The organism is Massilia eburnea, assembly GCF_009720745.1.
In the GTDB taxonomy this organism is placed as follows: domain Bacteria; phylum Pseudomonadota; class Gammaproteobacteria; order Burkholderiales; family Burkholderiaceae_D; genus Rugamonas; species Rugamonas eburnea.
Window position 1 is genome coordinate 78,035 of the sequence record NZ_WNKX01000020.1, and the last position, 13,920, is coordinate 91,954.

At 61.5% G+C, this 13,920-nt stretch carries 8 protein-coding genes; all 8 read right to left on the reverse strand.

Annotated elements, in window-relative coordinates:
• Nucleotides 1–11 precede the first annotated feature (11 nt).
• The 8 genes from GM658_RS21995 to xdhB all read right to left on the reverse strand — a co-directional run bounded on the left by GM658_RS21995 (nucleotide 12) and on the right by xdhB (nucleotide 13,914).
• Nucleotides 12–1,034: a S1/P1 nuclease gene (locus tag GM658_RS21995; RefSeq protein WP_155456200.1), complete on the reverse strand. Its 1,023-nt coding sequence runs from the start codon at nucleotides 1,032–1,034 to the stop codon at nucleotides 12–14.
• Entirely contained in the window at nucleotides 1,031–2,272 is a 1,242-nt protein-coding gene (locus GM658_RS22000; protein WP_155456201.1) for a phospholipase D-like domain-containing protein, read from the reverse strand. Before GM658_RS22000 ends, GM658_RS21995 begins: the two co-directional genes overlap by 4 nt.
• Before the next feature lie 12 nt (nucleotides 2,273–2,284).
• On the reverse strand, nucleotides 2,285–3,937 hold the full coding sequence (locus GM658_RS22005) for a bifunctional metallophosphatase/5'-nucleotidase (RefSeq protein WP_155456202.1): 1,653 nt from the start codon (nucleotides 3,935–3,937) through the stop codon (nucleotides 2,285–2,287).
• Nucleotides 3,938–4,048: 111 nt separating this feature from the next.
• The gene (locus GM658_RS22010) at nucleotides 4,049–7,462 is read right to left on the reverse strand and encodes a TonB-dependent receptor (protein WP_155456203.1); all 3,414 of its coding nucleotides are present in this window, start codon (nucleotides 7,460–7,462) and stop codon (nucleotides 4,049–4,051) included.
• A 424-nt stretch (nucleotides 7,463–7,886) separates the two neighbouring features.
• A complete protein-coding gene (locus GM658_RS22015; RefSeq protein WP_229417017.1) occupies nucleotides 7,887–9,317 on the reverse strand; it encodes an adenosine deaminase family protein in 1,431 nt (476 codons plus the stop codon).
• 28 nt (nucleotides 9,318–9,345) lie between these two features.
• Nucleotides 9,346–10,659: a guanine deaminase gene (gene guaD, locus GM658_RS22020; RefSeq protein ID WP_155456204.1), complete on the reverse strand. Its 1,314-nt coding sequence runs from the start codon at nucleotides 10,657–10,659 to the stop codon at nucleotides 9,346–9,348.
• Between the two features lie 2 nt (nucleotides 10,660–10,661).
• The gene (xdhC, locus tag GM658_RS22025) at nucleotides 10,662–11,585 is read right to left on the reverse strand and encodes a xanthine dehydrogenase accessory protein XdhC (RefSeq protein WP_155456205.1); all 924 of its coding nucleotides are present in this window, start codon (nucleotides 11,583–11,585) and stop codon (nucleotides 10,662–10,664) included.
• 1 nt (nucleotide 11,586) lies between these two features.
• Entirely contained in the window at nucleotides 11,587–13,914 is a 2,328-nt protein-coding gene (gene xdhB / locus GM658_RS22030; protein ID WP_155456206.1) for a xanthine dehydrogenase molybdopterin binding subunit, read from the reverse strand.
• Between the last annotated feature and the right edge of the window lie 6 nt (nucleotides 13,915–13,920).

The following is a 13,920-nucleotide window of genomic DNA, read 5'->3' on the forward strand; positions in this document are numbered from 1 at the left end:
CGTTTAAGCTGTTAAGGCCAGATTTTCTGCAGCACGGCGGCCAGGTTGTAGCCACCCTTGATCAACTGTTCGCGCGCGAGTGCAGATGATGGCACCGGATAGTTGTCCGGCACCGTCATCGCCCACACGGTGTAGGACGCACCGTTGCGGGCGCTCTGTTTGCTCGCTACACCGACCTTCACGTCGGCGTAGGCCTGCTTGGCGACGGCGAGCGAATCGTTGGCCCATTGCACCGGCCAGGTGCTGGCATCGCCCTTCGGCAAGGTAATCGCCGGCTTGCCGTCGATGGCCCACTGCGAGAATTTGTCCACGCTGCGCATGCTGCTGCGGCGCATGGCGTAATCGACCACCGTCGTGTCCCAGTAAGAGTGGAAAGGCTTGGTCGGGTACTTGGACGGCGCTTCATCGCCAGGCGGGATGGTCTTGGCGCTCGCCGCTGCCAGTGCCGCCTCGTCCATCTGCAGGTTGTTGCCGCCGCGCGAATCGAAGATGTTCAGGGAGTCGACTTCCTTGTCGGACTGCGGCACCACAAACTTGCCGTCTTTATCGACGAAGGCGGCGCCTACGTGCAGCGGCTGGTGGATATCGCCCACCAGGTGAGTCAGGATCAACAGCGCCTGGCGCTTGGTGAACTTGCCATCGCCCTTGTCCTGCAAGGTGGCGATGCATTGCTGCAGCGTCTGCACCACGTCATGCTCGGAAGTACCCACACCATGCAGGTGGTATTCGTTCAGCTGGAACGGCACATCGGTGTAGTGGTATTCCGTGTGATCCGGATGCGTCGCCACGTAGTCGTTCATTTCCTGCGACTGCGGGCCGCAGAAAGTGCCCTTCACGCAGTCGGCCCAGTTGGCGATCTTTTCCAGGTCTTCGCCAGGCAGCAGCAGCGCTTTGACCTGCTTCTCTGCGTTCGAGCCCTTGATCAGGTTATCGGCAATCGCGCCCACGATGCGGTGGCCGGCATTACCCCAGGCCATGGCATTGGTGGACAGGAAGGCGCCGGACAGCGCTGCGATCAATGCGAGTTTCTTCATTCTTCTTTACCCTTGTTCGGTTTAGGATAATCCTTGTTGATGTCCAGCGGCGCGGCATACGGCGAGCTCCACGCCTGCTCCTGCAGCGCATACAGGCGCTTGGCCATCGCTTCATTGCGCATCACCACTTCCATATTGCGCGAAAGGTCGAAGTAGCCGCCAGCCCAGTTGCTGGTGCCGACCCACGCCAGCTTGCCGTCGACGACCATGGTCTTGCTGTGCAAGACGCGGGCGAACGGGATAAACCCGGTGGAGGCTTTCGGCAACGTCACGATGCGCACTTCCACATTCGGCAGGATGGCCAGGCTTTTCAGGTACTGCAACGCTGGTTGTTCCAGGTTCCAGTTCGACACCATGAGCTTGACCTTCACGCCGCGCGTGGCGGCAGCGCGCAGCGCGTTGTCGATCACGGCGTAGTAAGGGCGCGTGCCGTTCGGCCCATAGCTCAAAGGCGCGTAATCGAGCATCGATGCGCGGATTTCCTGTTTCGCATCGGCCAGCAAGGCTGGCAGCACGACTTCGGAATCGGACACGCCCGCCGGATTGAAACCACCTGGGCTGGCGACCAGGAAATTGGGTTCCGCCGGCAGTGCCACCGGGGCTGCGTTGGCGAGGATGGCGGTTTTCGCCTGCAGCGGAGCGACACTCTTGCCTGCGGCCAGCGCCGCTTGCGCCGCCCAGTCCTGCTCGAAGATGGCTTGTACCTGACCGACGATTTTCGCGTCCGTAATGCGCAAGCCGGTTTCGTGTATATGGGTGAACGAGCGCCAGTCGAAATTCTGGCTGCCGATGAAGGCTACCTTATGGTCTACCGTCAGGTATTTGGCATGAATGATGCCATTGCCCGTCAGCTCGCTGACATTCAGTACGCGCATCTCCAGGTTCGGAATGGCGCGCAGGCGCTCCACGGTTGCCTTGTCCGAGAGCCCGGTGACACCCTTCTTGTCGACCAGGAAGCGGATTTTTACGCCGCGCTTGCCGGCAGCTTCCAGCCGCTCGATCACTTTCTCGAACGGCGCCCCCGGCACGCTGGCGATGTAGAACTGGCCGATGCAGATGTCGCTCTTCGCGTTGTCGAACAATTCGCTCCACACCTCGACGGGGCCGCGCAGGTCATCGCTTTTCAGCGTGGTTTCAACCGGCGCTGTCTGCACCAGCTCAAAACCGGGAATCTGGAATGCCGCGTGGGCGCTGGCAAAGCAGCCTGCCAATACGGCGGCAATGATTATGCGGCGCATGATGGTCCTTTCTTACTTGATGCGAATAATGCGTGGCACGGCGTCTTGGGCGCCGGCCAGCTTCTTGTCCTGCTCCATGCGCACCAGATAGTTGCGCAACGCATCGACGTCGCGTACTCCGGTCGCTGCACGGTTGCTGCCCTGGCGGAAGGTCACGAAGCCATCGTTGCCCTCGGCCAGGAAATTAAACACTGCAACGCGGTAACTGGCGCCAGCTTCGATCGGCAAACCATGCAACCGGATGCTGTCGCGCACAATGCGCTGGCCCTTCGGCTTGCCGGTATCCCAGGTGTAGGTGAAGCCTTCGGAAACCTGCAGCAAGCCGCGCTTATCGGGTTCATTGCCGTCCCACTGCTGCTCCAGCAACGTGGCGATCTGGCCGCCGGTCATATCCATTACCACAAGCTCGTTCCCGAACGGCAGCACGGCCTGGGTTTGCGCAACGCTCACCACGTTTCCGGCGCCGGCATCCAGCGAGGTGCGGATGCCGCCCGTATTGGTGAAAGCGATCTGCGCGCCCCATTTGCCGCTCGCTGCCAGCAGCGCATCCGCGACCACCTGGCCCAGCGGCGACTCATCGGCATCCGGCATCAAGGTCCTGCTGATCGACGGTACCGCGATCTTCGCGACGGGCCGGTTCAGCACCGCACTGCTGCGCGCACGCACCGATGCCACCAGGGCATCGACTTCCGGCACGCTGGCATATTTGCCCGGCTCCACGACGATGTTGCGCGCGCTGGCATCGACCACCTTGCCCGTCTTGCGATCCACCACCAGTGAAATGCGCGACAGCATATGGCCGAACTTTTCCGCCTGCGTCACCAGCTTGCCGTCAACGCGGCACAGGTAGCCTGTGTGCGAGTGGCCACTGACTACCAGGCGTATGGAAGGATCAAGGCGCTTGACCACGTCGGCAATGTCGCCGCCAAGGTCATCGCAATACTGCTGGTCGTATTTCGCTTTCGAAGTGCCGCCCTGGTGAATCAGCACCACGAACACGGTCGCGCCTTGCGCGCGCAGTTCCGGCAGCAGGCGGTTCACGGCTTGCGCCTCGTCGATGAATTGCAGGCCTGTGATGCTGGCCGCAGCGATCAGCTCGGGCGCATCCTTCAGCACCGTGCCGATGAAGGCGACTTTAACGCCCTTCACTTCTTCGATGCGATAGGCCGGCAGCAAGGTCTCTCCCGTGCGCGTGTCGATCACGTTCGCGGCCAGGTAGCTGAATTTGGCGCCATCCCACGAAGGCTGGAATTGGCAGGCTTTCTCGGCACGTGGCGAGGTGCAGCCGCCCTTGGCTTGGCGCAGCAGTTCGACGCGGCCCGCATCAAATTCATGGTTGCCGACCGAAGTAGCGCGCATGCCGAGCAGGTTCAGTGCGGCGATCGTCGGTTCATCGGCAAACATGGCCGACATGGCCGGACTGGCGCCGATCATGTCGCCCGCCCCCACCAGCAGCATATCCGGATCATCCGTGCGCCAGGCTTGCAGCGTGGCGGCCAGGGCATCGACACCGCCCGCCTTGCGCTCCTCGAATGCGGAAGCCTCAAGGTAGCCGTGCAGGTCGTTCAGGGCGGCCAGGGTCAGCTCAACCCGGCTGTCGGGATGCTGTGCCGCGCAGCCGGTCAACAAGGCTGCCAGGACAAGGGGGCGCAAAAAAGTTTTCATGAGAGTTGATTGTACAGGCGCTGCCGCACGCGGCGAGCGTCGGGAAACGATATGTTACGCACCAAAAAAAACGGGCCTCGCGGCCCGTTTTTCAGGTTTATGCAACCATGCTTAGAACTCGTAGCGCACGGAAGCTTGCAGCTGCCATTGCGATTCGCCGCGAGCCTGGCGAACGTCGAAGTCCTTCACCGAGTCGCGCACGCGGTACACGTACTTGCCGGTGGCTGGGTCAATACCAGCGAAGTCCACGAACGAACGGGTCACGCCGCCCGACGAGGAGTAAGGCATCTCGTTGATACGGCCCCACTTCTTGTTCAGCAGGTTGCCGAAGTTCATGATGTCAAAGGACAGCACGCCTTTGTGACCGCTCATGAAGCCAGGGATCTCCTGCTTGATGCGAACGTCGAAGTTGTTGGTCCATGGAGCGAACGAAGAGTTGCGCTGCACAACACCGCCGGCGGCGTTGCGCAAGGCACGCGACTGGTTAACAGTTGCCCAGAAGCGGTCTTCGTTGGCGTGGCTGGCTGCAGTATCGCCAGCGAAGATCACATCGCCCGAACCTGGTGCACGTGGGATGTACATCAAGTCGTTGCTGCTGACGCCGTCGCCGTTGGCGTCGTTGTTGAAGGTCCAGCTGTACGGCTTGCCGGTACGGCCTTCGTAGTTGACGCCGAAGGTGGTACGGTAGTTGCCGAAGAAGGCCTTACGGAAGTTGACGTAAGCTGCGATACGGTCCTTCACCAGGTACTGGGAATTTGCCGTAGTGTTTTCGTTCGGGTTAAACGAAGCACGCGCATTGTAGGTCGAACCGGAAGTCGAAGCCTGCAGTGGCGACACTTCCTTGGCGTCAGTGTAGGTGTACGACACGGACCAGCCGAAGCCGCCGATCAGAGGACGGGTCAGCGACAGGGTTGCCAGGTTCGACTTGCCTTCCTGGGTGTTGTAGGCCACCAGCACGTTGCCGAAGCTCGAGTTGCTTAACGCTTTGCTGCGAGCGCCGGTACAGGTCGTACCGCTGGTGGTCAGGCTGCCGGTTGCGGTCCAGCAAGCTGGGTTGAGCGCTTGGGTGCTGTAGTACAAGGCACGGCCGTCGGTACCGGTCTTGGTCTGTTCGCCCAGGTTCAGGTTCTGGTAGTAGATACCGTCCTTGGTCTTCAGCGACAGCACTTCAGCCGTGAAGGTCATGCCATACCATGGCAGTTCGTGGTCGAAGGCAAGGTTGGCTTTCCAGATCGAAGGCTGGCGGAAGCCTGCTGCCAGAGCGTCCACGTTGGCCTGGCTCGAGGCTGCGCCCAGGTTGGTCGGCTGCTTGTTGATGTCCGGGCTGAACATTGCGTCCGGGCAAGGCGAGGTCGAGCTACCGCAGGTCACAGTGCGGGTTGCCACGCCGTTGTTCTGGTATGGGTTCGCCATCCAGACCGACATTGCCACGCCCTGGAACAGGCCGGCGCCGCCGCGGATCTGCATTGGACGCTCGCTAGGGAGCTTGTAGTTGAAGCCAGCACGCGGCTGCCACAGTTTCTGGCCGTCGATGGTGTTGGTGTTGTCCAGGCCGAAACCGCCGGTAGCACGGGTGCTAGGCGCAGCGCCAGCCACGCGTGGCAGGGCTACAGCGGCGTTCAGAGTTGGGCGCTCCGGCAGGTCTTCGATGTCGACACGCAGGCCGGCATTGATAGTGAGGCGATCAGTCACGCTCCAGGTATCCTGCACGAACAGGCCGGTATCCTTCAGGGTAAACTTGGCGATCGCATCGTCAAAGGTATGACCGGCAGCCGGAACCTGCACCGAGAAGCTCGATGGACGGCCACGGGTGAAGTTCTCCATGATGGCCTTGGTCATATTGTCGTTGTTGCTGCTGCAGAAGGTCGCAGGAGCATTCGCACCGCCCAGGAAGCTGTACGGCACGTTCGGGATGCAGCCGAAGGTGTAGTTGCCGTAGACGTTCTGCAAGAAGATGTTGGTCACTTCATTCTTGTTCATGTCCGCGCCAAACTTGACTTCATGCGCGCCCAGGTTCCAGTTGGCGCCCAGGTAGATGTCGTCGGTCTTGGTGCCCAGCACATTGCGTTGGCGGCTAAACTCGGTGCCCATGTCCAGGAAGCGGCTGGTGGTTGCCACGCTGGTCGGGGTGCCGACAGGATTAGGACCGCTCCAGTTCAGGCCAATCGCCGGCAGAGTCGAGCCGGTCGTCCACAGGCTGTCGTAATCGCGGCGCGACCACTTGATTTCGGTCGAGAAGTTCGGGGTCCAGTCGGAGAACAGCTGTGCGACCTTGGTTTCCAGGGTCTTGTTGTTGGTGATCCAGTAGCTGCTCAGCGACAGGCTGTTGTTGCCGATGCCGGAGAACATTGGCTCGGACTGCTGGGTCTTCGACCAGCGCACCATCAGGCGATGATCGTCGTTGATGTTCCAGTCGATCTTAGCCAGCTTGTCGCGCACGTTCATTTGCGCCGGGGTGATCACTTCGGTGCCAACGTCCATGCCCCAGGTGTTCTTGGCGATGTCCTTGGCTTGCTGGATCTGGCCCGTGGTAATGCCGATATTGGTCAGCGGGGAGCCGATCGGGCCGTACGACGGGGAGGCCAGGCTCGACTTGTACTTCTCATAGTTCACCATGAAGAACAGCTTGTCCTGAATGATCGGGCCGCTCAGGGTGCCGCCGTTGGTGGTGGTCTTGGAAGTAGGCGGCTTGCTGTAGGTGTCGGTGGACTGGTTGTAGCGGTCGCCGGCCATATCCTGGTTGCGGAACACGCTGTACAAGGAACCGTGGAAGTTGTTGGTACCGGACTTGGTGACGGCGTTGATGTTGGCGCCGACATAGCCCTTCTGCGTCACGTCATAGTTGGCGACGTTGATCTGCGAGGACTGGATCGCATCGATCGAAATCGGCTGCTTGGCGAACGGCGAACCGGAGCCTTCCAGGCCAAAGGTATCGCTCACGGCAACGCCGTCGATGGTCATCGAGTTGAAACGCGAGTTCTGGCCGGCTACGGAGATTTCGTTACGCTCCTTGTCGGTCTGCGAAACGCGCGGATCCATGCGGGCGTAGTCCTGCAGGCTGCGGTTGACCGAAGCCTGGATGTCCAGGTCGGCTGAGCTGATCGAGGTCACGGCGCCCTGGTTGGACTTGCTGAACTTTTCGGCGCGGGCGGCGGAACCGGCGATGGTCACGGTCTGGATAGCCTGGCCGAGGGTAGCGTCGACCGCGGCAGTTTCAGCCAGCTCGACGAAGACATTGTCACGTTTTTCGGAAACGCCGTTCTTGGTAATGGTGATCGTGTACGGACCGCCGGCACGCAGGCCTCGCGCGATGTAGCGACCTTCGCTGTCAGTCGTGACGTTGCTGGTCGAACCGGATTCAACGTGAGTGATGGTCACGGTCGCGCCAGCAGCTGGCTTGCCATCAGAACCTGAAATGCGACCGCCAATCGCGGAAGTCGTGTTCTGTGCGAATGCCGGAGCGGCAAACACCAGGGACAAGCTAAACGCTATCTGCGTCAGCCGGAGCCGTTTTTGATTCATCATTGATATACCCCAAAAGAGAACAAATTATTGGTAAATGTCGGCATCTTCCTGCATGCCGCATTTGCGCTTTTTACTAATGTTGCAAAAATAGTTGCCGCCCAGCGAGTTTAAGCACCAACCATGACGTGGGTGCTACAGCTTCGTGACATTTGTGTGACGCGGGGGAATTCCCAGTTGCATAGACGTATTTTTTCGTCAACTATGCCTTAAAGGCCGGGTCCAAGACAAATTCATTTTCCCTTGCGTATTTATACGTAGGGAAAATAAATTGCCTTTCGTTATACGTTTTTCAGCAAAAAAGCGCGCGTGCTAAGGCAAAATTATAAAGAAGCACACGCCCGAAGACACTTTATTAACATTAAGAAAATGCGAAAAGATGCGCGCACTTGTGGCAAAAGGGCCACAAGTGCGGCTAAGAAGGGGCTTACTTCAGTGAAGTTGCTACGTCGGCTTCGAACTTGGCAAAGCGGGCGTCCAATTGTTTCAGCAGGCGCTGTTTGTCGGCCTCGGCCAGGAAGGCATAGCGGATGCTGTCATATGAAAGCTTTTTGACTTCCGCATAGCTGGTCTTATAGCGGCTGGCGAACAGCACATACTCATTGGACAGGGTATTGCGGCTGACGCCAGTATCGTCGCTCGACAGCACAAACGGCACGCCATACTTGCGGTAGATGTTGAGCGGATGCGCCTCCCCTTTCACGCCGAGGATGAATTCGTTCGAAGTCAGGTTCACTTCGACTGGAATATTTTTCTCGCGCATCTTCTTCAAGATGGCCAGCGGCTGGCGTTCATGGGCGATGTCCATGCCGTGCCCGATACGCTTGGCGCCGGCAATGTCGATCGCTTCGGCAATATGGAACTTCAAGCCTTCCGGTGGCACCTGGCCCAGCGCCAGTTCGCCGGCGTGCAGCGACAGCTTCACGTTCGGATACTTTGCACTCAGGAATTTGTACATGCGCATGTGCAGCTCGTAGTCGCGCATCGAAACCGGGTAATGCTCGGCGCCGACAATATTCACCGACACCACTTTCGGGTTCTGGCTAGCGATTTTGAAGCCAGCCGCCATCTGCGAGAACACGATGGAAGGCGACAGGAAGCGCAGCACGAAAGGCTGGTAGCGCATGGTGAAATGTTCATCGTCGATACCAGCGCTGCTGCTGTCGACATAGGCGCTGTAGTCGGCGATGCCCTTGTTGAAGGCCGGGCTCGCTTCCAGCTTAGCCAGGTAGGCGGCGAAGGCTGCGTCGTCCTTGAGCTTGCCGTCAAACTCGGCGTCGAAGGTGATCGGCGCGATCTCGAACACGGTCTCGATATAGCTGACGTTTTCGGCAATCGCGCGCTGCTTCAGGCGCTGCTGACCATCGTTGCCATTGGTCGACGCCACGTCGTTAAAGCGCGGGAAGGTAGTGAAGAAAGCCAGGTCGGGCGCCAGCTGGTCTTCGCTGTGGTTGTAGAAGTCCAAAGTGGACCATTTGTGCAGCAGGGCGCGGTAAGCGACCGGGTCCTGCTCCAGCTCGCCAACTGTCGCGCAGCTCTTCGGGTCGGCCGGCTTGTCGGTCTTGACGCTCCAGCTGGTCTTGTCGATGCAGTAGCCCAGCTTGGCAACCCATTCCAAATACTGTTCGGCATAAATGGCGCCCGAGTAATGGTGGTGCAGGTCGGCGCCCTTCGGCATATTGTTGAAGAACATGGTCAGCTCGGCCGTCTTGGGCGCCGGGCCGGAAACCAGCGAGGCAAAATGGCGTGCGGTGACTTCCGCATTGGTCGCGGCGCCGGCCCCCGGCGCGGCAAAGGCGGCGCTGATGGCGGCGGCGAGCATCAGGCTGCTCAGTGGCGTGTGCATCTTCTTCTGCATCTGGTTTCCCTCGGCGTGGTGGACGTGGTCAGCCCTGCGCCCGCGCATGCACCAGGCGGCCGCCCGAATAGGTGGCCGCGATGGCGCGGTCATCCCCCAGCAGGGCCAGTGCAAACAGCTGCTCTTCCAGGCTGTCGGTATTGGCGCTGCGGCGTGCCAGCAGCGGCGTGGCCTGCGGGTCGATCACGATGAAGTCCGCTTCGCGTCCTGCGGCAAAGCTGCCGATCGACTCTTCCAGGTGCAGGCTGCGCGCCGCGCCCAGCGTCGCCAGGTAGAACATGCGCATGGCGGGCAGGTAGCTGCCCTTCAAGCGCGCTACTTTATAGGCTTCATTCATCGTTTGCAACATGCTGAACGAAGTGCCGGCGCCCACGTCGGTGGCCAGAGATAGCAGCATGCCAGCCTTGTCGGCTTGTTCGAAGTCGAACAGTCCCGAGCCCAGGAACAGGTTGGAAGTCGGGCAGATCGCGGCGGCGGCCCTGGTTTCGGCCATGCGCGCACGGTCGCTTTCATCGAGCCAGATGCAGTGGCCATACACGGCGCGCGGGCGCAGCATGCCGTAGCGGTCATAGACGTCGAGGTAGCTGCGTGCCTGCGGGAACAGCGACTTGACCCAGCTGCATTCTTCCTTGTTTTCGGAGACGTGGGTCTGCAGGAAAGTGTCAGGGTATTTGCGCGCCAGCTCACCGGCCAGCTGCAGCTGCGCCTCGGTCGACGTCGGGGCGAAGCGCGGGGTGATGGCGTACAGCAGCCGTGAGCGGCCATGCCAGCGCTGGATCAGCGCTTCCGTTTCCTCCGCGCCGCGTTCGGCGGTATCGCACAGGAAGTCCGGGCAATGACGGTCCATCATTACTTTGCCGGCGATCATGCGCAGCTTGCGCTTTTCGCTGGCGCTGAAAAAGGCGTCCACCGATTGCGGATGCACGGTGCAATAGACCATGGCCGTCGTGGTGCCATTGCGCAGCAGCTCGTCGAGGAAGAATTCCGCCACCTGCGCACCATGCGCCGGATCGGCGAACTGGCGTTCGGTCGGGAAAGTGTACTGCTCCAGCCATGGCAGCAGGCCGGGCGCCGGCGAAGCGATCATATCGGTCTGCGGGTAATGCACGTGCGAGTCGATGAAGCCGGGCATGATGAGCTTGCCGCGATAGTCCTTCACGTCCGTGCCGGGCGGCAGCGTCGGCGCCAGCGTGGCGTAGTCGCCGGCCGTGCGCACTTTGCCGTTTTCGACGACCAGCAGGCCATCTTCGTGCCATGCATGGGCGCGTTCAATGAAGGCCGGATCGGCGTGAAAATACAGCAAGCCCGCTCGGTAGGCTTGCACGCTGCTTGTTTTGCTCATGCTTAATCTCTCGCCTGGGATTCCCAGACTAACAGTAATTGTGCGGCAACCGAAGCGGCAATCACCGCCGGCGCCTTGTTGATGATACCCGGCAGGCCGACCGGGCATACCATGGATTCCACGCTCAGGCCCTTGGCTTCCATGCGATTGCTGAACTGGGCGCGTTTGGTCTTGGAGCCGATCAGGCCGAACCAGCCGACGTTGTGGCGCGAAAGGATGGCCTCGCACAGGCGCTGGTCGAGCGCGTGGCTGTGGGTCATGACCAGGTAGCTGGCGCCGTCTGGCGCCTCGTCGACGCAGGCTTCCGGCGTGTCGGTGGCTTCGATCGTGACGTTGTCCGGCACTTCGCCCGGGAACATGGCGTCGCGCTCGTCGACCCAGGTCACGGTGCAGGGCAACTCGCCCAGCGCGCGCACGATGGCGGCGCCGACATGGCCCGCACCGAACAGCACCAGGTGCGCGCGCGGCGCCCTGACCGGGTCAATCAGCCAGCGGCGCCCGTTGCCGTCAGTGTGGATATGCGTTTCCTTATGCCGTACATCCGTGAGCCGGCACTCTGCCGCGCCATCGATCGCGGTGATACGGCAACTATCCTCACGGCGCCGCTGGCGCAATTGCGCCATCGCTTCATCCAGTCCGCCGGCAACCGGCTCGAAGAGCAGCCATACCACGCCGCCGCAGCATTGGCCGAGGCTCGGGCCGAGCGGAAAGCGTTCCAGGTGCACGGCAGCGCTTCGGCCGGCGCCGATCATGCCGCGCGCGATGTCGAGCGCCCTGTGTTCAAGGTGGCCGCCGCCGACAGTATCGAACTGGCCGCCCGCGGTAACCAGCATATGGGTTCCCGCCTCGCGCGGCACCGACCCTTCGGCGCGCGCGACCGTGACAAGCACCGCCGGTTCCCCGGCTGGAGTCAACCAGTCAGCCATATCAAGCCGCCGCTTCTACCGCCGCAATGGCGCGCAGGATTTCTTCGCTGGTCGCCGGGGCGTTCAGCGGAGGATTGACGCGATGCCCGCCTACCGCCGAAATGGCATCGCGAATCGCAAAGAACACGGAGAACGGCAGCAACAGCGGCGGTTCTCCGACGGCTTTCGAGCGGTGGATCGAATCTTCCACATTGCGGTTCTGGAACAGGCGCACGCGGAAGTCTTCAGGGCAATCGGAGATCGCAGGAATCTTGTAGGTCGACGGTGCATGCGTCATCAGCTTGCCTGCCGGGTTCCACCACAGCTGTTCGGTCGTCAGCCAGCCCATGCCCTGGATGAAGGCGCCCTCCACCTGGCCGATATCGATGGCCGGGTTCAAGGACTGCCCTGCGTCGTACAGTGCATCGGCGCGCAGCAGCTTCCATTCGCCGGTCAGCGTGTCGACCACTACTTCTGAGACGGCAGCGCCGTAGGCGTAATAGGAGAACGGATGGCCGTTCATGGTCTTCGGGTCCCAATGCAGGTTCGGCGTAGCATAGTAGCCATCGGACCAGAGCTGCACGCGGGCCAGGTAAGCCTTCTGCACCAGCGACTCGAACGGCACGCTCTGCCCGTTGACGTGGACCTCGTTGCCGTAGAAGCGGACATCGGAAATTTCCCCGCCCAGTGTACGCACGGCAAATTCCGCCAGCCGCTCGCGGATCTGGCGCGCCGCATCCTGCGCCGCCTTGCCGTTCAAGTCCGCACCGGTCGATGCCGCGGTAGCCGATGTATTCGCCACCTTGCTGGTATCGGTGGCCGTGATGCGCACGCGCTCCAGGTCCAGGCCCAGTTCATGCGCCACCACCTGCAGCACCTTGGTGTTGATGCCCTGCCCCATCTCCGTGCCGCCATGGTTGACCAGCACCGAGCCGTCGACATACACATGCACCAGCGCGCCCGCCTGGTTCAGGTGGGTCACGTTGAAAGCGATGCCGAACTTCACCGGCGTCAGCGCCAGCCCGCGCTTGAGAACCGGGCTGCTGGCGTTATAGGCTGCCACCGCCGCACGTCGCTCGCGGTATTCGCTGGTCTGCTCCAGCTCCGCCACCAGTTCGTGGATCACGTTGTCCACGATCACCTGGCCGTATGGGGTCTGGTTGCGCTCAATCTTGCCGTAGAAATTCAGGCGGCGGATGTCCAGCGGGTCGCGCCCCAGGTTGCGCGCAATCTCGTCGATGATGTACTCGATGGCGATGGCGCCCTGCGGTCCGCCAAAACCGCGGAAGGCGGTATTCGACTGGGTATTGGTCTTGCCGCAGGCAGCGTGGATTTCCACGTCCGACAGGTAGTAGGTATTGTCGAAGTGGCAGACTGCGCGCGTGGCGACCGGCCCCGACAGGTCGGCCGAGAAGCCGGCGCGCGAGGTCATGTCGACTTTAGCTGCCACGATGCGGCCCTCGGCATCATAGCCCACTTCGTACTCGTAGTAGAAGCAGTGGCGCTTGCCCGTCACCATCATGTCGTCATCGCGGTCGGCGCGCAGCTTGACCGGCTTGCCGGTGCGCGCGGCGGCGATGGCGGCCGATGCGGCCCACAACGCGGATTGCGATTCCTTGCCGCCGAAGCCACCGCCCATGCGGCGGCATTCCACCTGCACATGGTGCGAATGCAGGCCGAGGGCATGCGCCACCACGTGCTGCATCTCGCTCGGGTGCTGGGTCGAGCACTGTACCAGCAACGCCTTGCCCTCTTTCGGGATGGCGTAGGCGATCTGGCCTTCCAGATAGAACTGTTCCTGGCCGCCGACATAAAGCTGTCCCTTGACCTTGTGCGGGGCCTTCTCGAATGCGGCTTGCGCATCGCCACGCAGCAGCTGCATTGGCGGCAGCACATAGGACTTGGCGGCCTTGGCCTGCTGCGGCGTCAGGATCGCCGGCAGCTCTTCGTAGTTAACCACGCCGCGCTTGGCGGCGCGGCGCGCATTGGTATGCGAGTCCGCCACCACGATGAAAATCGGCTGGCCGACGTACTGCACGATGCCATCGGCGAGGATCGGATCGTCGTGGATGATCGGGCCGCAGTCATTGGTGCCCGGGATATCCGACACCGTGTACACGGCCACCACGCCTGGCGCGGAGCGCACCGCATCCAGGTCCAGCGAAGCAAGACGCGCGTGCGCTTTCGAGGACAGGCCCAGCGCCGCGTGCAGGGTGCCGTGCAGCTCGGGAATATCGTCGGTGTAGGTCGCCTGGCCCAGCACGTGCAGCTCAGCCGATTCGTGCGGGCGGGGAACGCCGACACCGGTCCAGGTGGCGGCCTTCAGTTCAGGAGTGACGGGATGATTCATGTTGAA